Source organism: Nitratidesulfovibrio sp. (assembly GCF_040373385.1).
Lineage (GTDB): Bacteria > Desulfobacterota > Desulfovibrionia > Desulfovibrionales > Desulfovibrionaceae > Cupidesulfovibrio.
Genome location: NZ_JBDXXH010000005.1, coordinates 180,358 through 206,574 on the forward strand (window position 1 = coordinate 180,358; position 26,217 = coordinate 206,574).

General features: G+C 67.5%; 20 protein-coding genes, 1 tRNA gene and 1 pseudogene. 7 read left to right on the top strand and 15 right to left on the bottom strand.

From position 1 onward, the window contains the following. Positions 1-355: 355 nt before the first annotated feature. The 10 genes from ABWO17_RS11040 to ABWO17_RS11085 form a co-directional block, all read right to left on the bottom strand. Complete coding sequence (locus ABWO17_RS11040) at positions 356-1,591, bottom strand: sensor histidine kinase (protein ID WP_353118490.1); 1,236 nt, start codon at positions 1,589-1,591, stop codon at positions 356-358. Positions 1,592-1,670: 79 nt separating this feature from the next. Further along, positions 1,671-2,126, bottom strand: a complete 456-nt coding sequence (locus ABWO17_RS11045) for a response regulator (RefSeq protein ID WP_309540157.1) — start codon at positions 2,124-2,126, stop codon at positions 1,671-1,673. An 89-nt stretch (positions 2,127-2,215) separates the two neighbouring features. Beyond that, positions 2,216-2,506: a hypothetical protein gene (locus ABWO17_RS11050; RefSeq protein WP_353118492.1), complete on the bottom strand. Its 291-nt coding sequence runs from the start codon at positions 2,504-2,506 to the stop codon at positions 2,216-2,218. 124 nt (positions 2,507-2,630) lie between these two features. Next, on the bottom strand, positions 2,631-3,365 hold the full coding sequence (locus tag ABWO17_RS11055; RefSeq protein ID WP_353118494.1) for a sensor histidine kinase: 735 nt from the start codon (positions 3,363-3,365) through the stop codon (positions 2,631-2,633). Positions 3,366-3,413: 48 nt separating this feature from the next. Beyond that, entirely contained in the window at positions 3,414-3,812 is a 399-nt protein-coding gene (locus ABWO17_RS11060) for a response regulator (protein ID WP_353118496.1), read from the bottom strand. A gap of 2 nt (positions 3,813-3,814) precedes the next feature. Further along, complete coding sequence (locus ABWO17_RS11065) at positions 3,815-5,545, bottom strand: sensor histidine kinase (protein WP_353118497.1); 1,731 nt, start codon at positions 5,543-5,545, stop codon at positions 3,815-3,817. Beyond that, positions 5,542-5,889: a NifB/NifX family molybdenum-iron cluster-binding protein gene (locus ABWO17_RS11070; RefSeq protein ID WP_353118499.1), complete on the bottom strand. Its 348-nt coding sequence runs from the start codon at positions 5,887-5,889 to the stop codon at positions 5,542-5,544. The genes ABWO17_RS11065 and ABWO17_RS11070 overlap by 4 nt, the downstream gene beginning before the upstream one ends. A 1-nt stretch (position 5,890) precedes the next feature. Continuing rightward, entirely contained in the window at positions 5,891-7,501 is a 1,611-nt protein-coding gene (locus ABWO17_RS11075) for a sigma-54 interaction domain-containing protein (protein WP_353118501.1), read from the bottom strand. Positions 7,502-7,687: 186 nt separating this feature from the next. Next, positions 7,688-8,107 (bottom strand): DUF1634 domain-containing protein, encoded by a 420-nt coding sequence (locus tag ABWO17_RS11080; protein ID WP_353118503.1) that lies wholly within the window; start codon positions 8,105-8,107, stop codon positions 7,688-7,690. A gap of 27 nt (positions 8,108-8,134) precedes the next feature. Further along, complete coding sequence (locus tag ABWO17_RS11085; protein ID WP_353118505.1) at positions 8,135-9,112, bottom strand: sulfite exporter TauE/SafE family protein; 978 nt, start codon at positions 9,110-9,112, stop codon at positions 8,135-8,137. Positions 9,113-9,360: 248 nt separating this feature from the next. On the opposite strand from ABWO17_RS11085, the gene ABWO17_RS11090 reads away from it, so the two are divergent. Beyond that, complete coding sequence (locus ABWO17_RS11090; RefSeq protein WP_353118507.1) at positions 9,361-10,491, top strand: sigma-54 interaction domain-containing protein; 1,131 nt, start codon at positions 9,361-9,363, stop codon at positions 10,489-10,491. Between the two features lie 141 nt (positions 10,492-10,632). Next, entirely contained in the window at positions 10,633-11,217 is a 585-nt protein-coding gene (locus ABWO17_RS11095; RefSeq protein WP_353118509.1) for an HNH endonuclease, read from the top strand. A gap of 141 nt (positions 11,218-11,358) precedes the next feature. On the opposite strand, the gene ABWO17_RS11100 is transcribed toward ABWO17_RS11095, so the two are convergent. Beyond that, positions 11,359-11,445: transfer RNA gene (locus ABWO17_RS11100), tRNA-Leu, on the bottom strand. Positions 11,446-11,996: 551 nt separating this feature from the next. On the opposite strand from ABWO17_RS11100, the gene ABWO17_RS11105 reads away from it, so the two are divergent. Both ABWO17_RS11105 and ABWO17_RS11110 read left to right on the top strand, forming a co-directional pair. Continuing rightward, a complete protein-coding gene (locus tag ABWO17_RS11105; protein WP_353118511.1) occupies positions 11,997-12,941 on the top strand; it encodes a bifunctional riboflavin kinase/FAD synthetase in 945 nt (314 codons plus the stop codon). Between the two features lie 326 nt (positions 12,942-13,267). Beyond that, positions 13,268-15,085 (top strand): chloride channel protein, encoded by a 1,818-nt coding sequence (locus ABWO17_RS11110; protein ID WP_353118512.1) that lies wholly within the window; start codon positions 13,268-13,270, stop codon positions 15,083-15,085. 34 nt (positions 15,086-15,119) lie between these two features. Here ABWO17_RS11110 and ABWO17_RS11115 read toward each other — a convergent pair whose 3' ends face one another. Further along, a complete protein-coding gene (locus ABWO17_RS11115; RefSeq protein WP_353118513.1) occupies positions 15,120-16,256 on the bottom strand; it encodes a tRNA1(Val) (adenine(37)-N6)-methyltransferase in 1,137 nt (378 codons plus the stop codon). Between the two features lie 250 nt (positions 16,257-16,506). Between ABWO17_RS11115 and ABWO17_RS11120 the strand changes: the two genes are divergently transcribed. Beyond that, positions 16,507-20,157 carry a UvrD-helicase domain-containing protein gene (locus tag ABWO17_RS11120; protein ID WP_353118515.1) on the top strand — a complete coding sequence of 1,217 codons (3,651 nt, stop codon included), beginning with the start codon at positions 16,507-16,509 and terminating at the stop codon, positions 20,155-20,157. A 284-nt stretch (positions 20,158-20,441) separates the two neighbouring features. Here ABWO17_RS11120 and ABWO17_RS11125 read toward each other — a convergent pair whose 3' ends face one another. Beyond that, positions 20,442-20,657: a hypothetical protein gene (locus ABWO17_RS11125; protein ID WP_353118624.1), complete on the bottom strand. Its 216-nt coding sequence runs from the start codon at positions 20,655-20,657 to the stop codon at positions 20,442-20,444. Between the two features lie 158 nt (positions 20,658-20,815). Between ABWO17_RS11125 and cbiR the strand changes: the two genes are divergently transcribed. Then, positions 20,816-21,631: a cobamide remodeling phosphodiesterase CbiR gene (cbiR, locus tag ABWO17_RS11130; protein ID WP_353118517.1), complete on the top strand. Its 816-nt coding sequence runs from the start codon at positions 20,816-20,818 to the stop codon at positions 21,629-21,631. A gap of 174 nt (positions 21,632-21,805) precedes the next feature. Further along, positions 21,806-22,810: pseudogene (locus tag ABWO17_RS11135) on the top strand (DHH family phosphoesterase); the annotation flags it as partial. 526 nt (positions 22,811-23,336) lie between these two features. On the opposite strand, the gene ABWO17_RS11140 reads toward ABWO17_RS11135, so the two are convergent. Together ABWO17_RS11140 and ABWO17_RS11145 are read right to left on the bottom strand one after the other, a co-directional pair. Next, on the bottom strand, positions 23,337-24,746 hold the full coding sequence (locus tag ABWO17_RS11140) for an EAL domain-containing protein (RefSeq protein WP_353118519.1): 1,410 nt from the start codon (positions 24,744-24,746) through the stop codon (positions 23,337-23,339). 139 nt (positions 24,747-24,885) lie between these two features. After that, entirely contained in the window at positions 24,886-25,509 is a 624-nt protein-coding gene (locus tag ABWO17_RS11145) for a hypothetical protein (RefSeq protein WP_353118521.1), read from the bottom strand. Positions 25,510-26,217: the final 708 nt, after the last annotated feature.

Sequence of the window (26,217 nt, forward strand, 5' to 3'; positions counted from 1 at the left end):
GGTGACCGACCCGGCGCGGTGCGGCGGCATGGTCTGTCAGCGAAGGCGAAGGCGGCGAAGGAGGTAAAAGCTGCGGATGGGGAGGATGGGGTGGAGGGAGGCGGAGGTGGAGGAACCGTGAAGTGGCGTGGCTGCACGGGTGGCGTGGGGCAGGGGCAGGCCGTCGGGGAGGGGGAGGTGCCGGTGGAGGGGGTAGGTGTTGGTGGAGGGGGCAGGTGTTGGTGGAGGAGAGAGGATGGACGTATCCTATCTCGTGTATCCGGGGGCTGGTATTAGAAAGAACACGGAGTAGGAAGGGCAGGGCCCAGCGGACGCTGGGCCGCCAGGGCGGGGGAGCGGGGCGGGAGAGGGGGCGCTAGCCCTGGCAGGCGGGCGCGGGGGCGTCCTTGGGCGTTTCCCCGGACGTTTCCGGCAGGGGCAGGCGCAAGGTCACCGTGGTTTCGCCGGGGCGGCTGTCGATGTCGATGAACCCGCCAAGCGAGGTGATGACACCCACGGCCACGGACAGGCCAAGGCCCATGCCGCGCCCCACGGGCCGGGTGGAAAAGAAGGGTTCGAACACGTGGGGCAGCACTTCGGACGCGATGCCGTGCCCCGTGTCGTGAAAGGCGATGCACATCTCGCCGCCGGATGCGGAGGACGGCGCGGGTGAGGCGGCATCTTCAGGGAGAGGGGGCTCCCCGGCGGCCCCGCCGGACTGAGCAAGAGGGCGCTCCACCCGCACGGTAACGGCCAGCTCGCGCCGTTCCGCCGGGGGATGGGCGTATTCCACTGCGTCCAGCGCGTTTTCCGCCACGTGCACGAACACCTGGCGCAGTTCCACGGGCGGGGCCACCAGCAGGGGCGTGTCCGGCGGCGCATTCAGCCGCACCGCCACGCCAAGGTCGGCGGCCCGGTCGGCCAGCAGGCGCAGGGCTTCGCCCAGCAGGTCGGCCACGCGCACCGGGCCGGGGCGCGGGTCCAACCCCTTGCCGAAGAACAGCAGCTTGCGGGTTATCTCGCGCACGCGGCGGCTCTGGGCCTTGATCTTGACCACGGAACGGCGCATTTCCGCCGCGTGCGGGCTGGATGCAAGGTCCGGCTCGTCCAGCAGGTCCTCTATCCAGCCCGCCGCGTTGGTCATGATGTTCACGGGGTTGTTGATCTCGTGCGCAACGCCCTCGGCCAGCCGCCCGATGGAGGCCAGCTTGCCCGCCTCGATCATGCGGGCGTTTTCCTCTTGGCGCAGCTTGCGCTCGTGGGCGGCGCGCAGTTCGCGCACCAGATCGTCGATGTCCGCGGGTTTGAGCAGGTAGTTGAACGCCCCGTGGCGCATGCCCTCCACGGCGCTGCGCACGTCGGATGAACCGGTCAGCATCAGCGCCTCGACCAGCGGCAGGCGCGCCTTCATGCGCCGCAACAGGTCTATGCCGCTGGCACCGGGCAGGCACACGTCCAGCACGGCCACGTCGAATTCCTCTCCGGCGTCTAGCAGCGCCAGGGCGGATTCGGCGTCATAGGCGGTGCGCACGGCAATGCCGCGCGCACGCAACCGTTCGGCCAGCAGTTCGGCGAAAGCCGTCTCGTCATCAACGAGCAGGGCGCGCATCATGCTTCCCTCGGGCTTCCCCGGGGCTGCCTGGGGCAGCCCCCCGGATACCTCTCGGACATCTTTGGGGCGGGCCCGCCCGCTATTTCTTGTCTTCGTCCAGGATCTCGCGGGCGTTGTCGAAGTCGCCAGCCTGCGCGAAAGTGGCGGCCACCATGGCGTCCTCGATCTTTTCGCGGAAGGCGCGGCGGATGTCGCGCACCAGGATGTCGATGTCCACGGGCTTCTTGTGGTACTCGAAGGCGCCCAGGCGGCGGGCTTCTTCCTCGTCCTTTTCGGTGCCGTGGCCGGTCAGCACGATGACCTGCACCTGCGGGTAGGCCTTCTTGACGCGGCGCAGCACTTCCATGCCGTCGATGCCGGGCATGCGCAGGTCAAGGACCATGACGTCGGGCACCTCGCCGGCGGACACCATCTGCAGGGCTTCTTCACCGTTCAGGGCAACGGTGGCCCCGGCATCGCGCATGGACATGCGTTCGGCCAGCGTGCGGACGAAATTCTCCTCGTCGTCCACCAGCAATACCTTGATACCCTTCATGACTGCTCTCCTTCGGGTTCGGGTGAAACTCGGTCCGCAAACCCGCGCGGCGGTGGCGAAGCCGCCGCGCGGTGCATCGTAACTGTGCTCTAAATGGGGACGACGCCGTAGCACACGGCCACGTCGCCAAGGCCCACGTTGTCCAGGAAGCTGTTGTGGATGACCCGGCGCGCGGGGCGCACGCATCCCATCATCTCCAGGGCCACATCGCGGCAGTCGGCCTCTGCGAAGGCCACGGCCGCGAAGACATCTTCAAGCCGCCCGGCGCATGCGGCAGCGGGGATGACACCCGCCATGCGCATGGCCTCGTCGTGGTCCGCCGCATCGGCGAAGGCCACGGCCGCGAAGCAGCGTTCCAGCGTTTCACGAAGTGTTGCCATACGTTCCTCCGTTGTGCCGTGGCGGCAGAATGTTGCCGCCGCGTGAGACAAGTGTTTCAGGAGAGCAGTTGGCTATATCGTAGCTGAAACCGTTGCGACACGAAAGCGAAAATATGGAACACCATCAGGCGGTACAGTTGGGGCAGGGCAGAAAGAACCGCAAGTGCGCGGCTTCCGCCTGCCATACCTCTGCCCCGCACGCCTGCATGCATCGTGCTATGTCGGCACTGGTCGTGGAAAGCTCCGTGGCGCCGGAATCGGCACGTGCGCCGGGCGGAATGAAGTCCAGTTCCACGCCCGGCACTTCCTGATGCAGGACCGCGCGCAGCACCAGTGCTCCGCCGGTGGCGGGCCTGCTGCCCTGGCCCCCCCCGTCGGCCAGTCCTTCGCCCAGACAACAGCGCACGGCGCGCAACAGGCTGGCGCGCAGGGGCAGGCCGGGCGCGCTCACGCGCACCGCCGGGCCATTCCCTTGCGAAAGTTCCACCCCGCGCATGGCGCAGCCGCGCCGGGCCAGGGCCACGAATTCCTCCAGCACCGCGCCAAGGTCGCGGGCGGACTCGCCGTCCTCTTCCCAGGCGTGGGCCAGGCGGTTCAGGTTCCACGCAAGGTCGCCCCCGCGCGCCACCTGTTCCTGGATCAGCGACAGCATGGTGCACAGCCGGTCGCGGTGGGGCAGCCCTTCGCCGCACAGGGAAACAAGGTCCTGCATCAGCCCGGCCGATTCGCGGATCACCGCCAGGGCGTTCTGCAATTCGTGCGTGGCCGATGCGGCAAGGCAGCCCACGCATTCGTGGGCGGCGTCATCCCCTGCGGTTGCGGCGGGGGCGGCCATGTGGATGGTGTCGTCGTGTGCCATGCCGTGTTTCCTGTGCGGTACGTTGTGCCGACTCGTCCATGCCAGGGGCTAGGTGTTGCCGCCGTTGCCCTGGGCAGCCTGCGCCAGCCTGCCCGCCTCGTGCAGCTTTTCCAGCAGGTCTTCCAGCCGCAGGGGCTTCATCAGATAGTCGAACGCACCCAGTTTCATGCCCTCGATGCCGTCGCGCGCGCTGCCGTGCCCGGTCAGCAGGATGACCTGCACGGTGGGGTGCCCGGCCTTGATGCGGCGCAGGGCCTCGGTACCCTTGATGCCGGGCATCATCAGGTCCAGCACCACCACGTGGGGTGGGTCCGCCTCCACGGCGCGCAGGGCCTGCTCGCCGTCGGTGGCGATGCGCGTGACCATGCCGCGCAGCGACAGCCGTTCGGCCAGGGTCGTGACGAACTCCTCCTCGTCATCCACGAGCAGAACCTTCAGTTCCTGCATGCTTAGCTCCCAAGGGTGGCCGTTGGCGCGGCCTTCACGGGCAGGAAGACGGTCACGGTGGTACCCGCGCCCTCTTTGCTCTGCACCGCGATGTCGCCGCCAAGGCGCCTGATGATGCCGTAGGTTATGAACATGCCAAGGCCGGTTCCCGAGGTCTTCTTGGTGGTGAAGAACGGCTCGAAGATGTGGCGAAGCACCTCGTCGGACATGCCTTTGCCGTTGTCCTTGATGGACACGCCCACCGTGTCCGGGTCGCGCAGCCAGGTGGCCAGCGTCACGGACCCGCCGTCCGGCACGGCGGCGAAGGCGTTGTTCAGGATGTTCAGGAACACCTGCTGCAACTGGCCCCGGTCCGACGCGATGCGCGGCATGGCCTGGTCCAGGCTGGTCGAGGTGGTGATGGACCGGTGCAGGGCCTCCTGTTCCAGGAAGCTCATGGTTTCCTTGAGTACGTCGTTGACGTCCAGTTGCTCGATGTTCACGTCCATGCGGCGCGAAAAGCCCAGCAACCGGTGGGTGATGGAGCGGCAGCGTTCCACCGAGCGCAGGATGGCGTCCACCAGCCCGCGAAAGCGGTCACGCTCCGGAAAGTCCTTGGCCAGTTCCATGAGGTCGGCGGCCAGGCCCGCCTTTTCGTTGATGATGGCCAGCGGGTTGTTGATCTCGTGGGCAACCCCGGCAGCCAGCCGCCCGATGGAGGACAGCTTCTGGGTGTGCTCCATCTGCACGAAGGCGGCGATGCGCCGCTCGTCGCTGGCGCGCATGCGCCGCACCAGCAGGTCGGTCAGGCCGAAGGCCACGGACAGGATCAGCGCCACGCTGGTGACGAACAGCAATATCAGGTCGCTGCGCAGGGTGGTCCACGGCTTGAAGATGTCGGCGCGGGGCTTCACCGCCATCAGCACGAAGTCGGCGTGCTGGAAGTAGGTGTAGGTGATGAACACGTCGCGCCCGGCCGGGTCGGTGGTTTCCAGCGTGGCCGTTTCATAGGTCATGGGCGGCATGGGCAGGGGCAACTGGTCCAGCACCGCGCCGTAGAAGCGCGAGGCGGTCTGGAGCACCCCGGCGGTGTTCACCAGAAAGGCGTCGCTTTCCGGTTCCAGCCCCATGGAGGCGATGAGCCGGTCGAACTGCCCGGTGTCGATGGTGGCGCGCAGCACCCACGAGTGGCCGTCGTCGGTCATGCGCTGCACGGCGATGACGATGTGCGGAAAGCGCCGGAAGCCCATGAACACGTCGCTGACGTACACGCCCTTGACCCGGGTCTGCTGGTACCAGTCCGCCGTGGAGTAGTCCTTGCCCTTCAGGTTGTACGGCCCCACGTAGCTGGCGTGCACGCCGTTCTCGTCGATGAGCCCGAGGTCGATGAAACCGGGAAATTCGCCCTTCACCGCGCGGAAGATGCGGTTCAGGTTGCGTTCGTCGGCCAGTTCCGCCGGGCTGTACACCTGCGAGATGAGGCTGACGGTGGAGGCGCGTTCGGCCAGGAACAGTTCGAACGAATGGCGGGTCTTGTTCACCAGCCCGCGCACCGGGGTGACGATTTCGCGCGTCAGGGTGGCGCGGTACTGATGGTAGTTGATGACCGACAGGATGAGCAGCGGCACCACGGCGGCGGTGGTCAGCAGCAGGGTGATCTTGCGGCGCAGGGCCTGGTAGCGTTCCGGCGCGATTTCCTCCGGCACGTCCAGCGCGGTGCGGAACAGGCTGCGGAAGCGTTCCAGGCGGCTCATGCGTTGCTCCTGTGGAACAGGATGTCGCCGGGGCGCAGCACGTCGGCGCGGAACCGGGCAATGGCCTCGTCCGCCGGGCCCATGACGTTGTCGATGACCTCAATGCGCTTCCAGCGCAGGTACTGCCAGAATTCGTCGTCGATGCCGTTGCAGATCACCGCGCGGACCTTTTCTTCCAGCGCGATGCGGCACAATTCTTCCGACGAGGCGTGGGCCAGCAGCACGCTGGAACGGGAAAGCTCGGCGCCGTCGGCGTCCAGATGCACCAGCAGGGCTTCGCCCGCCAGGTCGAAGCGGGGCGCGACCTCGTCACGGTACAGGGGTATGAGCAGGGTGGCGGGCATATCAGCACATCCCGTACTGTTTCATCTTGCGCCACAGGGTGGAACGGCCCCAGCCCAGCAGTTCGGCTGCCTCGCCCCGGCGGTTGCCGGTGCGTTGCAGGGCGTCGGCAATGAGGCGGCGCTCCAGGTCGCTGACGCTGGTGCGGGCCAGGTGTTCGCCTCCGTCGCCGGAAGTACCCTGCGCGGCGGGTTGCGCCTCGCCAGTCGCGCCAGTCGCGCCAGTCGCGCCAGTCGCGTCGAAAGCCCCCGGCATGCCGCGCCCTGCCCGGCGTTCGCGCTCGGCGCGGCGGGCCTCGGCCTTGGCCTGAAAGAGGTACGCGGGCAGGTGCGCGGGCATCACCGTTTCACCGTGGCACAAGGTGACGGCGTATTCGGCGATGTTGCGCAACTCGCGCACGTTGCCCGGGAAGGGGTAGTCCAGCAGGGTGCGCAGGGCCTTGCCCGAGCAGCCGCGCACGGTTTTTTTCATCCGCGCGGCAAAGTGCCCCATGAAATGGTTGAGCAGAAATTCGATGTCCTCGCCCCGTTCGCGCAGCGGGGGCAGATGCAGGCGCACGGCGGACAGGCGGCGGAACAGGTCTTCGCGCAGGCGGCCTTCGGTCACCAGTTGTTCCGGGTCGCGGTTGGTGGCCACCACCAAGCGCACGTCGCACGCCACCGGGTCGGTGGCGCCCACGGGGTAGATGACCCCCTCGTCCAGGAAGGCCAGCAGGCGGCCCTGGATGGACAGGGGCAAATCGCCGACCTCGGTGAGGTACAGCGTGCCACCCTGGGCCAGGCGGAACCGTCCCGGCTTGTTTTCGTCCGCGCCGGGGAAGGCGCCCTTGCGGTGGCCGAACAGTTCCGATTCGGCCAGAAATTCGGGCAGGGACGACAGGCTGGCCTTCACGAACGGCTCGCGGGCGCGGGACGATGCCTTGTGCACGGCCTCGGCCAGGGTGTCCTTGCCGGTGCCCGTCTCGCCGGTGACCAGCAGGGGGCCGTCGTTCTGGGCCACGGCGGGCAGGGCCTGGAACACCCGTTCCATGGCCACGCTGCGGCCCACCAGCGGGCCGAAGGCCTCGCCCTTGGCGGTCTTTTCCTCCAGTTCGCGCACCAGCGTCAGGTCTTCCACGGCGTGCAGCCAGCCCACCACGCGGCCATCGGCGTCGCGCAGGGGGGACATGCTCATGCGCACCGGAATGCGGCGGCGGTGGCGGTTCAGGATGTCGCCTTCCTGCGCGGGGGGCAGGTTGCCGTCGTCGGCCATGTCGTAGTGTGCGCCCGAGGCCGTGGCCACGGTGACCCCGGATGCGGTGGTCAGCGGGCGGCGCAGCGGGCAGCGGTGCAGGCAGATGCTGGCGCGCAGGGCGTGGCGGCAGGGTATGCCGCGCACTTCCGCCGTGGTGAACCCGGTCAGGGTTTCCAGCGCGCGGTTCATCAGGCGGATGGTACAGTCGGTATCCAGCAGGGCCACGCCCACGGGCAGGGCGTCCAGCATGGCGGCCAGGTCCACCGGCAGGGGCGAGATGCCCGACACGTGCGGCAGCGGCGGCGCGCCGTGCCGTGCGGGTGACCCGGCGCGGGGCCGGATGCCATGCGGGGCTGCTGGGGCTGTCTGCTGCGTGGGCACGAAACACCTGCTCCGTCGTTGCGCGTTGTTCCGGGCGCGGGGGGAGGGACACGGGGCGTCCGGTAACCGCAGTCCGGGGGAGGCGGTCCGGGGCACCGCGTCGCGCCCCGGACCGTTGCCCATGGCAGTTCCATGGGCGGCACATTTTTGCAAGCGGTTGTGCCAGCCGTGTTTCAGATCGGAATGCTAGTGACCGCCAGCGCCGAAAATGCCCGACGCCGCCACGGTAAGCACGATGACCTCAAGTATGGCGATGCCTGCCATCAGCGGTTCCTTCTTCTTGAGGAAGGCGGGGATCAGCGTCAGGTAGCAGACGATGGTCATGCCCGCGAGCAGCACGATGCCGATGAAGTTCAGGAAGTCCCCCTGGCCAAGCAGCACAACCCAGCCCCAGCCGGTGGGCACGTTGCCCTGCGCGAGGTACACGCCCACGCGCTGGCTCCACAACTGGGTGATGGTGTCCAGCGGGATGTGGGGCGGCAGGATGCCCAGCACGTAGATGAGGTAGGTGACGATCATGATGGCCAGCGAACCCCAGCAGCCGTAATAGAGCAGGTTGGCGTAGACCACCTGTTCCGGAGACGCCTTGACGGACTGATTGGACATGTCTGTTTCCTCCGTATGTGCCCCGGGCTAGATGCCGAGGCCCTTGAGCAGCGCCTTGCCGCCAGAGAACAGCAGCACGCCGATGACCATGTAGCGGATGAACTTGGGCTTGGCCACGGCCAGCAGGCGCACGCCCACGAACGAGCCCAGCATCAGGCCGATGATGGAGGGGATGGCCATCAGCGGGATGACGCAGCCCTGGTTCAGGTACACCCACGCGGCCGAGGTGTCGGTGATGGACAGCAGGAACTTGGAGGTGCCCACGGCCACCTTCAGCGGCACGCCCATGAGCAGGTTGAGCACCGGCACGTTGGCCCACCCGGCGCCCAGGCCGAACATGCCCGCCATGAGGCCGATGATGATGAACAGCAAGAGGCCCGGCAGGGTGCGGTGGGTCTTCCAGTCGATGACCTCGCCGGTGGAGGGTTCGATGAACACGCCGTCCATGCCCAGGGCAACGCTGATGGCGTCCTGCTTCTTCACCTCTGGCCGCACGGTGTTCTTGGACACCAGCAGCAGCACGGCGATGAACAGGATGGTGCCGCCAAGGCAGATCTGCACCACGTTGGTGGGCAGGGCCAGGCCGACCATGGCGCCCACGATGGAGCAGGCCGAGGCGATGAGCGCCACCGGCAGGGCCAGGCGCAGGCTGGCCAGGTTGCGCTTCAAGAGGCCGGGGCCGGCCGCCAGCGCGCCCGCCAGGGCCACCAGCAGGCCCGCGCCGCGCACGAAATCGAGGTGGAACGGAAAGAACCCGCTGACCAGCGGCACGAACAGCACGCCGCCGCCCACGCCCGCGAGCACGGCGATGATGCCGAGGATGAAACAGAAGAACAGCAGCGCCGTGGGCCAGAACCACCACGGGTGGCCGTCTGCCGGCATGGCTGCGGCGGCAGCGGAGGCGACGTCGCCCCCCGACGCCAGCACGGGAAGGGCCCAGCACAGCACGAGCAGGACCGCGAGGACCGCCGGGCCCCAGAACCTGACTTTGGTAGCGGTGTTCATGTCGGTAATGTCCCCTTTTGAAACATTGAAACATTAATGAAACAACAACTCGCCATCGCGGTCCGCAATCCGGGGGGATGTTTGGCTATCCTGCCCGGCACTGCGGCGCGCGTTGCGTCCAGTTTGCCAGCAACGCACCGGAAATAGGGGCGATGGTCTGGCGGTGCCTGAGTTTGTGATAGCTGTAACAAGTTTCGTGCCATCAATGAGCGCTTGCCAAACATAGGGAAAAGGCCTAGTCCACGCACATGGACGGCAGAAATTTTCCGCATACCGGCAACAAATTGCCGGGTGATGGCCAGGATGGTCCTCATTTCGAAACGTTGCAGAACGGAACAGGGTTTCTCCTGTTGTCCGGGGATATGCTGCGTCTGAAACAGTTGGCGGTGCAGGTGGCCTCGTCGGACGCGCCCATCCTGATCCACGGCGAAACGGGCACCGGCAAGGAGCTGTTCGCGCGGCTCATCCACGACATGAGCGTGCGGGCGCGCAAGCCGTTCGTGGCCGTGAACTGCGGTGTGCACGAGGGCGAACTGTTCGCGGACAAGTTCTTCGGGCACGAGCAGGGGGCCTTTACCGGCGCGCACCGCACCAGCCAGGGGTGTTTCGAGCTTGCCGGAGACGGCACGCTGTTCCTGGACGAGGTGGGCGAGATTCCGCCCGCCAACCAGGCGGACTTTCTGCGGGTGCTGGAGGAGCGCAAGTACCGGCGCATCGGCGGGCAGCGGGACATTCCGTTCCAGGCGCGCATCATTGCCGCATCCAACCGTGAACTGCCGGACATGGTGCGCGAGGGGCGGTTTCGGGCGGACCTGTTCTTCCGCCTGAACGTGATCCCCGTGTCGCTGCCGCCGCTGCGGGCGCGTCGCGAGGAAATAGTGCCGCTGGCCAGGCATTTTCTTGCCCACTACGCAGAGAAGTATCATCGGCACGGCATGCGCTTTCGTCCGGAGACCGAGGCGGGGCTGAGCGGCTACCCGTGGCCGGGCAACGTGCGCGAACTGAAGAATCTGGTGGAACGGCTGGCCCTGCTGGCCCCGGATGGAGACATCGGGCCGGAACATCTGCCGCTGGAACTGCGGTCGGCCGTGGCCCTGGGGGCAGCGGGCCTGCCGGACGGCGCGGGCGGCGGCACCAGCCGCTACGCGGGGGGCGGCGCAACCGGCGGGAACGGAACGGGCGAGGGTGGCAATGCCATGCTCTACCCCGGCGGGGGTGATGACCTGAGCCTTGACGTGGCCCGGCGCGAGGCGGAAGTGCGCGTCATCCTGAAGGCCATGCGCGCCAGCGGTGGCAACAAGGGCGAGGCCGCGCGCCTCTTGGGCGTCAGCCCGCGCACCCTGCGCTACAAGTTCAGCGAGTACGGACTGCGATTCTAGCGGGGAACGGGGCGGAGCGGATAGGCGCGTTGATTAGGAAGTGTAATTATTTCATCTTGATACTGTTGTATTTTTGTTCGAATTCTTTGTGGGGAGCAAGAGTTTAGGGCGTAATTTTTAGCTTGATACGTGGTGGAAATTATGCGCCAAAATTTTGAAGCGGTTCGCGGTTATCGTGATGCGTTAATGAGTGCTATTAAGAGGGAATGTTCTGTAGGGTGGATTTTTAGATTGTGGAGCCGATTTATAAAATCAAGAGATAGCCATCGTTGTGTTTGTTGCGAATCAACGCATAGAATTCAAGCACATCATATTGTAAGAAAAGTCCTATATCCTTGGGGTGCATTTGAAACTGGAAATGGAATAACTTTGTGTTCAAATTGTCACAAGAGTATCCATGCTCAGTTTAATCGCCGCCCAGATGTGTCGTTGCCACTTGGGGCTGAGAATGGTGATGATCAAGATGAATGGGCATTTCTTTTTGGTCTGTTGAGAGATGATGCTGTACTCAGAGGTATTGATGAAGACGAGTTTTACTTTATTGGTGACAATATGCTTAGATTTTTTGTGAGTGTACAAGGGTATAAAGAATTGTATGAAATGGTGCAGGATAAAAAAATTAGCAGAATTTGTTGCGCCCATGAAATGTGGAGAGTGATGCCTGAATGCTTTTATAAAAATTTAGCAGATAACATTTTTAGTTTAAACAAGCTAAATTATAAGTAGTGTGCGTTACATCATGGGCGATTTAAATGTGTGCCAGTTTTTATGTCAAGAGCATGGCAGCGATTTATTCGTTGTCGAGTGAATAGATTGGATGAATAAAGAGAAAGGGTTCCAGTTGTTCACTGGAACCCTTTATTCTCGTGGTGCCGAAGGGGAGAGTCGAACTCCCACTCCCTTGCGGGAACTAGACCCTGAACCTAGCGTGTCTACCAATTCCACCACTTCGGCGCGGAGGAGTCGTATAGCCATAGGAGGGGGGGCTTGGCAAGCGGTTTTTTGGCCCGGCGCGAAAAAAAGTCGATAGATATGGATGTCAGGTAGCTGGTCCGGCATCTGATCCGGCAGTTGGTCGGCAGTTTGCCAGGCGGCGGGCATGAGCCGGGACTGGCAACGGCTGGCAACGGACTGGTACGGGCAAGCCCAGCCGTTGTGGTGCCCTCCGTCCTTGCTGCCTTCCCTGTCCGCCCGCTTATTGCCGCCGTTCCATCCTTGCCCCCTTGCCCCCTCGCGCCCTCACCCCCCCCCGCGATGGACACCGCCTGCCCATCCTGGCCGTTCCGTTCCGCTCTGCCTTCCGTCCGACGGCATCACCGTCCCTTTCGCCAGGCCGCCCCATCCCCCGCCCTTGAACCCGCGCGCCGTTTGGGGTAGCACGAGACGGCGCGGTGCCGGAATGTCGGCCCCGCGCCGCCAGCCGTTCACGCGGCCCCGCGCTGCATGCCCCTCGCCGCCCGATCCGCCGACATGCGCCGCGCACCATTCCGCCGTCACGAGTATTCATGGAAATCGCACGCGAATTACAGGAAATCAGCCTCGACCTCTCGCGGGGCAGCTGCGTCACCGTCGGCAACTTCGACGGCGTGCACAACGGCCACCGCAAGCTTATCGGGCGGGTCATGGCCAAGGCCGCCGCGCTGGGCGTGCCTTCGGTGGTGGTCACCTTCTGCCCGCACCCCCTGCGGGTGCTGGTGGGCCCGCACACCCCCCCGCTGATCACCGACTACGACAAGAAGCTGGACCTGTTCGAGGCGCTGGGGGTGGACCTTACCCTCATGCTGCGCTTCACCCGCGAGATGGCCGCGCAGGAGCCGGAAGAGTTCGTGCGCCGCGTGCTGGTGGATGCCCTGCACACGCGCGAACTGGTCATCGGCTACGATTTTTCGCTGGGCAAGGGGCGCAAGGGCAACTTCGACCTGCTCCAGCGGCTGGGCAAACAGTACGGCTTCGCCACCGAGCGGCTGGACCCGGTGATCATCAACGACGCCGTGGTCAGTTCCACCCGCATCCGCGACCTGATCCGCGCGGGCGAGGTGTGGGACGTGCGCCCGCTCATGGACCGCTTTTATGCCATTCGTGGCAAGGTGGTGCACGGCATGGACCGGGGCGGCAAGCTGCTGGGCTTTCCCACCGCCAACATGGAGCCGCGCGACGAACTGATGCCGAGGCCCGGCGTGTACGCCACCTGGGTGCAGCTCGACGGGCAGGTGTATCAGGGCGTGACCAACGTGGGCTTCAACCCCACCTTCGACAACGCCCGGCTCAGCGTGGAAACGCACATTCTCGACTTCGACCGCGACATCTACGGCTGGGATATCCGCGTTTCGTTCGTGCACCGCCTGCGTGACGAGCGCAAGTTTTCCGGTCTGGACGAACTGGTGACCCAGATTCGCCGCGACGTGGACCTGGCGCGGCAGATATTGTCCGCGCCCGACGCGCGCCTGTAGCTTTCCGGCGGGATGCGTCCCGCCGCTGGGCCGGATTCGTCGGCCTGTCGGATTTTTCGTACCGCCGCGCGCCCGGTCATGCACCGCGCCGCGCGGCCCGAACGCCGCCGTAACGCACAGCGCCCCTGTGCGTTGACGGCGTGCCCGCGTTACCGCCAGCCCCGAAACAGCGGCACCGGAAGCGTCATGTCAGGAGTGCCTCCCGTCAGGAGTACATCCCGTCAGGAGTACATCCGGTCAGGAGTACATCCGGTCAGGAGTGCATCCGGTCTGGGGCGCACCCCGCAGGACGCATCCGGTCAGGACGCGCTCACCAAGGAAACGCCATGCTGCGCATGCTCAAAAAACCCGTGCACCAATTCCTGCGCCTGTACCGCACCGTGGCCTACGTGCGCCTTGGGGTACTGGGCATGGGGCTGGGGCTGCTTTCCGGCTGCGCGGCCATCCTGTTCTTTCTGGGCATTGAGGCGGGCAAGCACTACATCCAGGTGGTCTGGGCCGGGCTGTCCTTGCCCGCCCCGGTCGGGGAAACGCTGTTCGGCCATGCCGAGGCCGCCGCGCGGACATACCGGCCATGGGTCATCGTGGCGGCGCTGGGCGGTACCGGGCTGGTCACGGGCTGGCTGGTGCAGCGTTTTCTGCCCAACAGCCTGGACGGCATGACCGACGGTACCGACGCCATGATCCGCGCCTTTCACGCGGAAAAGGGCATCATCCGCAGGCGTGCCCCGCTGCTGAAGGGGCTTACCTCCATCTGCACCATTGCCTCGGGTGGCAGTGCCGGGCGCGAGGGGCCGGTGTCGCAGATCGGCGCGGGCATCGGCTCGTGGCTGTCCATGCGGTTGGGGCTTTCCCCGCGCGAACGGCGCATCCTGATGCTGGCGGGCGCGGCAGGCGGGCTGGGCGCTGTGTTCCGCGCCCCGCTGGGCGGCGCGCTGACCGCCATCGAGGTGCTGTACCGCGAGGACTTCGAGTCCGAAGCGCTGCTGCCCGCCGTGCTTTCATCGGTGGTGTCGTATTCGCTGTTCACCTTCGTGTTCGGCACCGCGCCCATCTTCGGCATTCCGCGCTTCAGCTTCACCTCGGTGCTGGAGCTGCCGTGGTACCTGCTGCTGTCACTGGCCTGCGCGGCCACGGGTTGGGCCTACGTGCGCACTTTCCGGGTGCTCAAGTATTCGGTGTTCGGCAAGCTGCGGACGCGGGTGGGCATCATGTGGACCACGGCCCTTGGCGGGGTGCTCATGGGGCTGTTCGGCATCCTGTATCCGCCGGTGCTTTCGGACGGCTACGGTTGGATCGAACAGGCCATTCTGGGGCAGTTGCCGGTGGTCACCATGGTGACGATACTGCTCGGCAAGACGCTGGCCACCGCCGTCACCTTGGGTTCCGGCATGAGCGGCGGCATGTTCGCCCCGGCGCTGTTCGTGGGCGGCATGACCGGCGGGGTGGTGGGGTTTGCCGCGCAAGAGATCCAGCCGGACGTGGTCACCCAGCCCGGCGGCTACGTGCTGGTGGGCATGGCCGCGTTCTTCGCGGGCATCGCGCACGCGCCCATCGGCCCGTTGGTGATGGTCTGCGAGCTCACCCAGGGCTACGGGCTGCTGGCCCCGCTGATGCTGTCGTCGGCGGTGTGCATCCTGCTGGGGCGGCGCACCGCGCTGTACGAGAACCAGGTGGAAAACAAGTTCGAATCGCCCGCCCACCTGCAAGACGCCACGGTGAACCTGCTGGCCACCATGCGCGTGCGCGACTGCTACACGCGCGGACGGGTGGCGGTGGTGGAAGAGAACGTGACCCTGAAGGCCCTCACGGACATCATCGCGGGCACGCAGGCGTTCACCTTTCCGGTGCGGGGCATGCACGGCAGGCTGAACGGCCTGCTGGCCGTGCAGGACGTGCGCGGCATCTTGTACGAGGCGGACCTGTTCGACCTGGTGCTGGCGGGCGACCTGGCCCGCCCCCTGACCGCCCTGACCGAGGACGACGACCTGTACACCGCCCTGCTGGCCTTCGTGGAAACCGACCTTTCGCAACTGCCCGTGGTCTCCAAGGACAACGAGGAAGACGTGCTGGGCCTGCTGGAACGCTCCGACCTGTTCCGGGCGTACAGCGCATCGCTGAAGGCGTTGCGGGAAGACCAGTAGGGAACCGCGCCTGCCGACGGCGTGGTGCCCGCGCCTATTTGCCCCGCCCCCCGGTGTTGCAGGTCAGCAGGGGGCAGAAGGCCAGCGCTTCGTCGGTGAGGGCCGTTGCCGCGCCTTCACCCGTGTGGAGAATGAGCGGCGGTTCCACCACAAGGCCGGGTTTGCCCGCGCGGCGGGCCTCCACCAGTACCAGCGTGGCCGGGCCGTGGGCGCGGGCATGCACGCAGCGCAGACGCCTGGGTTCCTGCCCCGTGCCGCGCAGCGCCAGCAGCAGGTCGGGCAGGCGGTCCGGTCCGTAGACCCAGCAACTGCGGCCCCCCGCGCGCAGCAGGCGCGCCGCCGCCTGGGTGAAGGCGGGCAGGGTGCCGGGCGCCTCGAACAGGGCGCGGCTGCGCTGGCCACTGGGCGACAGGCGGCCCGAGCCGTGTCGACGGTAGGGCGGGTTGGCCACCACCAGGCCCATGGACCCGGCTGGGGGCAGGGCATCGAAGGCGGGCATGTCCATGAGGGGGGCGATGCCGGGCGTGTCGCCGGGCGGGATTCCGTCACCGGAAAATCCCTGTGTTGCGGGCGTGCCGGATGTGTTCGTTCCCTCCTTGCCGGTACCCGCGTCAGCGGCGGCAAGGTCGGCCCGCAGCACCCGGAAGCGGCCCGTCAGCCCCAGCCGCGCCCCGTTCTGGCGCGCGGTCTCCGCCAGTTCCCCGTCGATGTCGATGCCCGTGCCCGTCAGGTGCGGGTGGGCCAGCAGCAGGGCCAGCCCCACCACGCCGCAGCCGGTGCCAAGGTCGGCGAAGGCCAGCGGGGTGCCGGGTGAGGTGTCCTGCGACGTGTCATGTTCCGCCGCAATGGGGGGCGCAACGGCCTGTGCGCCGGGTGACGTCCTGCGTCCGGCGCGGACAGTATCCGCCCTTGCCGCCAGCGTCTTTCCCGCGAAGGCCGCCAGCGTTTTTCCCGCGAAGGCCGCCAGCGTCTCCCCCGCGAAGGCTGCCAGCAGCAGGGCGTCCACGGAAAAGCGGAAGCCGTCCACCGGCTGGGCAAGACCCCGCGGGAACAGGGCGCGGGCCTGAATGATCGCATCGGGCGTGGCGCCGGGCGTGGCGTCCGGCATGCCGGGCGCGGGGCTGTCGTGGGGCATCGGGGGGGCCGGGGCCTTGGGGGCATGGCGGTGCATGGGGGCAGGCTATCCGGGAGCCAACGGGTTGGCAACGGGCATCGGTGACCCGTTTGTCCACCATCCTGTTTGTCCTCCATCCCGTTTGTCACGGCGAACCCATTTGCCATCGCTGATGATTTTGATAGACAAGGATGAAGGGCGGCAGACCCGCGTGTCGCCATTGTCGCGTATTTTCGGGCCTCTTGTTTTCCGCTCCGCGCCCGCATTCCGCCCCGGCCACGTCACCATCCCCACAGGAGCACGCCCGATGCAACAGTTCCGGGCCGACCTGCACATCCACTCCCGCTTTTCGCGCGCCACCAGCGGGCGGCTCAACGCCCGCCATCTGGCCGCGTGGGCGCGGGTGAAGGGGCTGGACGTGCTCGGCACCGGCGACTTCACGCATCCCAAGTGGCGGGCGGAACTGGCGGAGCAGCTGGTGCTGGACGAGCCCAGCGGGCTGTACCGCCTGCGCGACCCGCGCGGGCTGGACGCCGAACTGCCCGACTACGCGGGCAAGCCGCTGGCAGGGCGCACCCTGTTCATGCTCCAGGCGGAAATCAGCAGCATCTACAAGCGCGGCGGCAAGGTGCGCAAGGTGCACAACCTTGTCTACGTGCCCGACATGGACGCCGCAGACCGCCTGTCACGCCGCCTGGCGGAGGTCGGCAACATCGAATCCGACGGGCGGCCCATCCTGGGCCTTGATTCCCGCAATTTGCTGGAAATGGTGCTGGAAACGCATCCCCAGGCCTTTCTGGTGCCCGCGCACATCTGGACGCCGTGGTTTGCCCTGTTCGGCTCGAAGTCGGGCTTCGATTCGGTGGCGGAATGCTTCGGCGACCTGTCGTCCGAAATCTTCGCCATGGAAACGGGCCTCTCGTCCGACCCGGAGATGAACTGGCTGTGGAGCGAACTGGACCGCTTCGCGCTCATCTCCAATTCCGACGCCCATTCCGGCGAGAACCTGGGGCGAGAGGCCAACCTGTTCTCCGGCGAAATCGGCTACGAAAGCATTCTGCGCAGCCTGAAGGGGCAGGGCATCGGCGGGCGCTTTCTGGGCACGCTGGAATTCTTTCCGGAAGAAGGCAAATACCACCTGGACGGCCACCGCAAGTGCGGCGTGGTCATGGAGCCGCGCGAAACCCGCGCCCGTGGCGGGCTGTGCCCGGTGTGCGGCAAGCCGGTGACCGTGGGCGTGCTGCACCGGGTGGTGGAACTGGCCGACCGCGAAACGCCCATCCAGTCGCCGGGGCAGCAGGGCTACCTTTCGCTCATTCCGCTGCCGGAAATCCTGGGCGAACTGCTGGGCGTGGGCGCCAAGAGCCGCAAGGTGGCCGAGCAGCACGCCCGGTGCATTGCCCGGTTCGGCTCGGAACTGAACATCCTGCAGGACGTGCCCGAGGCCGAGCTTTCCCGGTTCTGGGAACCGCTGGGCGAAGGCATTGCCCGCATGCGGCGGCGCGAGGTGCTGCGCCAGTCCGGCTACGACGGCGAGTACGGCGTGGTGCGCGTGTTCACGGACAAGGAACGCGCCTCCATCCAGCGCCGTTCGGTGGTGGGCGGCCTGCCGCTGCTGGAAGGCATGGGCGTTTCCGCCGCCCCGCGCGCTACCGGCAAGGGTAAAAAGGGCAAGGGCGCGGACCGCCCCTCGCTGCTGGAGGGACTGGGCGGGGCTGGCAAGGCGGCGCAACCGGCCCCCGCGTCCGAGCCGGACTTCGAATTTTCGCCGGAACCTGCAACGCCCGGCGCGGCTGCGGCCCCCGGCGTATCCGGTACTCCCGATCTTTCAGACGTTTCCCCCCGTTCCGATGGCGACGACGGCCCCACCCCGCCCGCCTTTGCCGCGTTCAGCGCGCCCCGCCCGCCGGAAGGCGCGGCCATGCGCTTCAACCCCGCCCAGCGCCGCGCGCTGACCGCCGGTCCGCAGCCGGTGCTGGTGCTGGCCGGTCCCGGCACGGGCAAAACCCGCACCCTGGTGGGCCGGGTGCTGCACCTGGTGGAAACGGGCATCGACGCCCGGCGCATTCTGGCCGTCACCTTCACCCGCCGCGCGGCGGCGGAAATGGACGAGCGGCTGGCCACGGCCCTTGGCGAGGGCGCGCCCCTGCCGCGCACCGACACCCTGCATGCCCTGGCCTTCGAATACTGGCACCGGGCCACGCCCACCCCCCCGGTGCTGCTTTCGGAAGAGGCGGCCCGCCGCGTGTTTGCCGAGGCCAACCCCGACGAGCCCGCCCAGCGCCTGCGCGAGGCATGGGAAGCCATCGGGGTGTGCCGCGAAAAGATGCGCTCGTGCCTTGCGGAGCACGCCCCGCTGCTGGCCCGCTACACCGACCAGAAGGCGGCCTGGAATCTGGCCGATTACACCGATCTGCTGGAATTCTGGCTGGATCAGGTGCAGAACAGCATTTACGCCAGCCCGTGGCGACACGTGCTGGTGGACGAAATCCAGGACCTTTCGCCGCTGCAACTGACGCTGGTGCGGGCGCTGGCCCCGCGCGGCGGGGCGGGCTTTTTCGGCATCGGCGACCCGGATCAGTCCATCTACGGCTTCCGGGGGGCGCACGGCGACGTGGCCGCCTTCCTGCGCGAGGCATGGCCCGACCTTTCCGTGGTGGCGTTGGAGGAAAACTACCGCTCCTCGGCACGCATCCTCGACTTCGCGGGGGGGCTGATGCAGGGGCGCTCGGCCTGCGGCCCGTTGCGCGCCGCGCGCGACCTGCCCGGAGAACTGCATCTGTTCGAGGCCCCCACGGCGGAAGGCGAGGCGGCCTGGATCGGCGAGCAGATTCGCGGCCTTATCGGGGCCACCAGCCATTCGCTGCTGGATGCCGGGCATGGCCGTTCGCGCCGGGGCACGGTGCTGGACGAGGGCGGGTTCAGCCCCGGCGACATCGCCGTGCTGGTCCGCGTCAAATCGTTGATCCCCCAGTTGCAGCGCACCCTGACCCGCTTCGGCGTGCCCTGCGCCGTGCCCGAGGCCGAGGCCTTCTGGGCCGACCAGCGGGTGGCGCTCATCCTGGGGGCTGCCGGGCGCATGCTGGGCATCGGGTCCACGTCGTCCCCGTCCGGCCCCGCGTTGCCCGCCGGGCTCAGCCACCGCCGTCTGGTGGCGGAAGGGGTGCACCCCTCGCTGGCTGACCGGCTGGGGCTGGATGCGTCGCCGTTTGCCGTGCACCGGGACGGAGAGGCACCTGCCGATTCACCCGATGCCGTCGCTGCCGACGGCCCGCGCGGCGACGGCGACGAAGCCTCCGGCTCCACCGCCACCACCGCTGCGGACGGTGGCGATACCCCCCTGCATCCCGATGCGGAAATTCCCACGCGCGGCATGCCGCATGAGGTGGACTGCCCGCCCAAGGTGCTGTCCAGGGGGCCGCTGGGCGTGGCCGCCTACCTGCGCGAAACCCCGCCCTTCGACGACCTGTTCTGGCAGTCCTCGGCCTTCCGGGCGTTGTCCCGCGCCTACGACACCCACGGCGGCTGGGCCGGGCTGATGAACTGGATCAGCCTGCAAAGCGAGCTGGAACTGGTGCGGCGCGGCAGCGAAAAGGTACAGATCATGAGCCTGCACGCGGCCAAGGGGCTGGAATTTCGCGCGGTGTTCCTGCCCGCGCTGGAGGACGGCATCATGCCCTTTGCCGGGGCGGGCACCCTGACCGGCAAGCCCGACCGCGACGGCGCAAGCCCCGACACCCGTACCGACATGGATGAAGAACGCCGGCTGCTCTACGTGGGCATGACCCGCGCGGCCGAGGGGCTGTTCCTGAGTTGCGCCGCGCGCCGCCTACTGTATGGCCGCGAGCTGCGCCTGAAGCCCTCGCGCTTTCTGGATGACGTGCCGCTGGAAGGGCTGCGCCGCTCCATGCTGGTGCAGCACCAGAAGCGCAAGGAACGTCAGCTGTCGCTGATGTGACACGTGCCGGTTTTCCGCCGTCGACGTCGATACGGAATGCGGCGGCAGGCGTGCGTGGATGTTCCGGCGCGGTATGTTGTCCGGCTCGTGGGTGTCCGCTGCTGTCCCGCAGCCAACCTTCCGTTCCCCCATCCAATGCAAACGGCCCGGTCATGCCGGGCCGTGGTGTTTTGCGGGGGTAGGGGAAGGCCGTCGCGGACGGTGCGCCCCGGCGCGAGCCGCCCCTCGCGGGGGCCGTTCGTCGTGCGGGCCGCCTTCCCGTGCGGGAAGACGGTGGCGGGCGGCTACTGGGGGCAGCACACCCGGTACACGTAGCGTTCGTACAGGCCGGACACCCTGCCCGCCGTGCGGGGGCTGAGGCCCACGTCGCGCAGGCGACAGTAGACGTGCAGGGGGTTGAAACGGTGCTGCAGAAAATGCTTCACGTGGCGCATCAAGGTCTCCTGTTCCTCGCCGTACCCCATGGTGGAATTGACGGGGGAACGACGTATGCGATGCATGCCCCATGCCGGTGCGGTCCGTGGTCCATGGTGGCGGCCCCTTGCGAGGGGGGGGCGCCGTGGGGGCGGACGGAAAACCGGCAGCCAGGCCCTGCGGACGGCACGTTTCTGCCGGGCAGCGCTTGCCGGTCAGGCGGAAAGCCCGTAACCGGGACGGCATGCACGCTCCGCAGGCCCTTACCGCATCGCCTCGGCTTCTGTCCAGAACCGTAGCGGCCCCTTCGTGGATCATTGCGGGCAACGTCCATGATAATTGCGCATTTCTTTCAGGCCGGGTGCACGAGGTGGGGCTGTGCCTGTTCGAGGCCGACGCCTGCCTTGCCTACACCGATGCTGACCTGCCCCCGGCGCTGGCCGGGCTGCCCCTGACCTGGCACGCCCATCTGCCGGTGGACCTTGCCTGGGGGGCGGGGCCGTACGGCGCGCCCGGCGTGGGTGCGGCGCACGTGTGCGGGCTGCTGCTGGACCGGGTGGCCTTTCTGGGGGCGCGGCGCGCTGTGCTGCACCCGCCCACGCCGGATCAGGCCGAGGCGGCGGGCCTTGCCGGTCCGGAAGGCCCGGCCCGGTTGCTGGCGGCCTTCCTGTCCGAATGGACGCGCCAGGGCCGCGACCCGGCCAGCCTGCTGCTGGAAAACATCGCCGGGCAGGACCTGGCGGACCTGCTGCCGGTCATCGGCGACGGAAACTGCACGGTGTGTCTGGACATGGGTCATGTCCTGACCTACGGTCAACATAGGCTGCCCGCATCCGCCGGACTGCTGGAACGGGTGCGCATGGTGCACGTGCATGCCCCCGGCGGCATGGACCGTCACCGCCCCCTTACCGAACTGACGACCCACGAGGCCGCCTGGGCCGCGCGGGTGCTGCCCGCCCTGCCGCCGGACGCGGTGCTGATGGTGGAGGTGTTCGCCTGGGATGGCGTGCTGGCCTCGCTGCCGGTGCTGGACCGTCTGCTGGACGGGGTGTCGGCCTGAAACCGTAGGGCTGGCACTGTCGGGCGCTTCCGTAGGGTTGGCACTGTCGGGCGCTTCTCTGAACCGGGGGTGCCGCGCGCCCGGCATCGCTGGTATCGCGGGCATCACTGGCATCACTGACATCACGAGCATACGCGCATCGGGCATCACGCGATTCGGGGCCGAGAGGAGATCATGAGTTACTTCCGGAAGCTGGAGACCAGGCTCACCCACCTGCAAGAGCTGTTCGACCGCGCCGAGCGCTGGCTCATCGTGATCAACGCCGACCCCGACGCCATGGCCTCTGCCCTGGCGCTGAAGCGCATCATGATCCACCGCGTGGACGATGTGGTCATCGCCCGCGTCAACGAGATCACCCGGCCCGACAACCTGGCCATGGCCCGCTACCTGCGCATCCCCATGGTCAAGCTTACCCCCACGCTGGCCGCCCAGTTCGACCGTTTTGCGGTGGTGGATTCGCAGCCGCACCATCATCCCTCGTTCAAGGACCTGTCCTTCTCGCTGGTCATCGACCACCATCCGCTCGTCGAGGAGCACCCGGTGGTGGCCGACTTCAAGGAAATCCGCAACGAGTACGGCGCCACCTCCACCATCATGACCGAGTACCTGTACAACCTCGGCATCCGGCCCGGAAAGCTGCTGGCCACGGCGTTGCAGTTCGGCATCAAGACCGACACCGCCAGCTTCGAACGCGCCTTCCACGACGTGGACATGCGCGCCTACCGCTACCTGACCAAATTCGCGGACCACAACCTGCTTTCGCGCATCGTGCGCAGCGAATTCCGGCTGCACTGGCTGGACTACTTCTCGCGGGCGTTCATCAGCATGCACAAGCTGGGCACCGGCCAGTACGTGTACGTGGGCGAGGTGGAAAACCCGGACATCCTGGTGGTCATTGCCGACTTCTTCATGCGGGTGCACGAAATCCGCTGGGCGGCGGTGTGTGGTGTGTACGGCGACACCATCGTGGTCATCCTGCGCGGCGACGGCATGGGGCGCGACCTTGGCCGCCACGCCAGCCTGCAATTCGGCGACGTGGGGTCCGCCGGGGGGCACCGGGCCATGGCCCGGGCCGAGATTCCCCTGGCCGCCGCCGATGGCCGCAACGTGGAATTCTTCATCTACAAGCGGTTGCTGGCCCCCCGCAAGAAAATGCGGGCCAAGGTGGAAGCGAAGCCGGAGCAGAAGCCCGACGCGAGACAGGACGCCAGGCCCGCTGCCGGGGCGGAACCCGCGCCCGGACAGAAGGCCGCCCCAAAGGTTGCCCCGCAAGGTGACCGCAAGCCCGATCAGAAGGCCCCGGCCCCGCTGCCCGCCGGGCCATCCGGTGCGGCATCCGCTGCGCCGGATGGCGGAGCGCCCGTGGCGGCGAGCGGTGTTGTCGCAATCCCCGCTCCGGTGTCTGCGGACGGCAAGTAGCGCGCCGTCGGGCCACCCCCCTCATTGGTAGCCGTTTCAACTGCGTGCGTGCTTCGGCCCGCGCGCCGATGCGTTGTGCGGCGTGCCGACGGGGCGTGCCAACGGGGCGCGGATGCGCGCAGCCAGTCCGTGCTTACCAGCGTCACGGCGTTCCCATGGAACCGTACCTGAAAATGGCAAGGCCGCCCTCCGGGGTTCCGGGGGGCGGCCTTGCGTGCGGAGGGAAGGGATAGGGAGTCAGCCGGGCGCCGACATGGCAGCGCTGGCCTGGTGCCCGGTTCTGTGGCTACGCGCCGCGCCGCCTGCGGTCGGGGCGGCCCGCGTCGGCGCACAGCACATGGGGCGCGCCCATGGCATCGGTGAAGCGTACCGCCAGGGTCACGCACAGGTTGCCCGAAGCCCGCGAGATGTACGGGGCGGTCAGGCATTCCTCTATGCCGCTGCGCATGGGCAGGAAATATTCCTTCAGCGAATGGTCGGTGCCGCGCCGCGCGGGCTGGTAGATGAACCGCCTGCTGGCGGAAAGCCGGTAGGGGTTGCACACCGTGTCCGATATCTGGCGGCCCGCGCCGTCCAGTACGTACAGGCACTCCAGCTCCGATTCCGCGTTCAGGTAGCGGGCCAGCAGCTTGTCGAAGTCGCCGGGGCAGGCGTGGTGCAAGTCCTCGCGCAGGCGGTGCACGGCGTTGCGCAGCGTGGCCACGCGGCGTTCCTCTTCCTCCACTTGGGCCAGGGTAAGCGCGGCGTAGGCGCGGGCCACGTTGTGCATGGCCGTGCCGCCCTCGGCCACCGCCCCTTCCGGCGAGGGGTGCGCGAACAGGAAGCCCTGCATCACGTCGGCACCCAGGTCCATCAGCAGGGCGGCCTCGCGCTCGTGCTCCACGCCTTCGGCCACGGTCATGGCCCCGATGCGCCGGGCAAGGCCCACCAGCGCCCGCACCACCTCCTGGCGGTGGAACGAATCGGGCAGTCCGGATACCAGCGAACGGTCCAGCTTCAGCACGTCGGGCTTCAGGGCGGCGATGCGCTCCAGGTTGGAATGCCCGGCGCCCACGTCGTCCAGCGCCACCAGAAAGCCCAGCCTGCGGTGGCGCGCGGCGAATTCCATCAGGGCGTCGGTGTCGTCCACCTGCGATTCCACGATCTCCAGCACCACGTTGTTGGGGCTGATTCCCGTGGCTTCGGCCAGCCGCTGGATGTGCCCGGAACCCACCACGCCGCGTCGCAGCACGGCGGTGTCGATGTTCACGAACAGCAGCAGTTCCGGCCTGCGCCGCACCTGCGGGGCAAAGGCGGCAAAGGCCCGCTCGCGGCACAGGCGGTCCAGTTCCAAGGCGCTGCCACTGGCTGCTGCGGTGGAAAACATGAGGTCGGGCGGCATCACCGCGCCGCCGGGCACGCGGCCCCGGCTCAGGGCCTCCATGCCCACCACGGCGCGGCGGCGCACGGAAACCAGCGGCTGGAACAGGGTGAACACGTCGGCTATGGCCACGCCCGGCACGGGGGTGGCGTGGGCGTGCGCAGGGGGGCCGCAGGTTTCCCCGGCATGGGACGCGCTGGCACGGGTACCCCCGTCTGGGGCTGTTTCCTCAGGGGGCGCGCCAGCGTGTGCCGCGCCGCGCGCGGCGGAGGTGGCGTGGGTATGCGGTTTGGCGGGCGAGGGGCTGCCTTCGCGCGCCGTGGTCGTGGCGATCATGTGGTCGTCTCGTGGGCGCGGCAGCGCGCTGGCAAAAAAGGGCCGGACCGGGGCGGCGGGCGGGGGAAGGGTGCCCCGGTCCGGCGGAGGGTGCGGGCGGCGGGGGTTGCTGGGGTGTCGCCGCCCGTTCACGCCGTTGTCAGTTCCTTCGCCAAGGCGAGGAACCGTGCGTGATTCCGTCGGGTTGCAGGTGGAGCGGCAGGGTGCTCCTCCCGGCGGAACGCTGCACGGAAGGAACCGCGAAGCCGGGCGCAGAACCTGCGCCGGGGGCTTCCGGCGGAAAGCCACCACCCGTTGCGCCGGTGTGTTCCCCGTAGCGGGAAGTTCCGTGCGCACGGGCTGACAATGGTGTCGCGTTGTCGAAAAGGCCTTCGCCAGCGTTCGGGCTGGCGTGCGGGGGCAGGTACAGCAGGCTGCGCAGCGAGGCGGCGACCACATGCATGGTGAACACCAGCCAAGCGCAGACCAGGGCCGCGCAGGCGATGCGGGCCGGGTCGCCGGGCAGGGCGGCGGCAATCACGCCCAGCCCGGCCGCCAGAAGGCACGAGAGCCCCGGCGCAAGGCCGCGCGAGGTGTGGCCGGGCGTGTCGCAGGCACGTCCGGCGCCCGCGGGCGGCGCTGGAATGGTGGAGCCTTCGGTCGCACCGTGGTACGTGAACGGCAGCACGTCCGCGTGGGCACCGGCAACCATGACCATGGCGCGCCCCGCGCCGTGGCGGCGGAGTGCATGGCTGGCTGGCGTGTGGCGTGGCGCGGCGTGCATGGCAGTGTCCCGTATCCGGGCGGCAGGGGCCCGCAAGATTCTGTTTCTGTCGATGCCCCTTCCGGCGGCAGCCGGTGCGGGGCGGCACGGCGGCACCATGCCGTCCGTGCTGAAAGGATAGCAAAACAGGGGCCAACGGCGGCAACCCGGCGAATTTCAAGGCGTCGCGGGTGGCGAGGCAGGCGTACGAGAGTCTGCGGCGTGTGTTATAATGACAAATTTGAACATGAAGCGCGTGCTTGCAGGAACAAAAACGTAAACTGAAGAGTGTTTTGCAGGGCGAAAAAGTGGGCGTTTTCCCGAACATTCCGCTTGACAGCCTTTGCGGGGCGGGCGTAGGTATCGCGAAACACCTGAAACGGATAACGTCAGGACACCACGACAATGCATTCCACCTCCGCCACCTTCACCACTGCCTATCGTACCAACTATTACTTTTGGTACTTTTTTAGCTATGGAGAAGCCCGTGGCCGCATGGAGCGTGCGTAAGCATCTGACGAGGGTGTAAACACACGAAGACTCAAGGGGCCGCGGGCGAAAAGCCGGCGGCCCCTTTCTGTTTTTTTCGGCGGTGCGTTACGCGCGGCGCACCCCGAAAACGTGTGATCCGGAAGACCGGGCGCCCCGCAAGGCCGCCCGAGGTCCGACGCCTGACGCTGCCGCATCAGCAGTACCCGGTACGCGGGGGGATTGCCCCCCGGCGCCCGC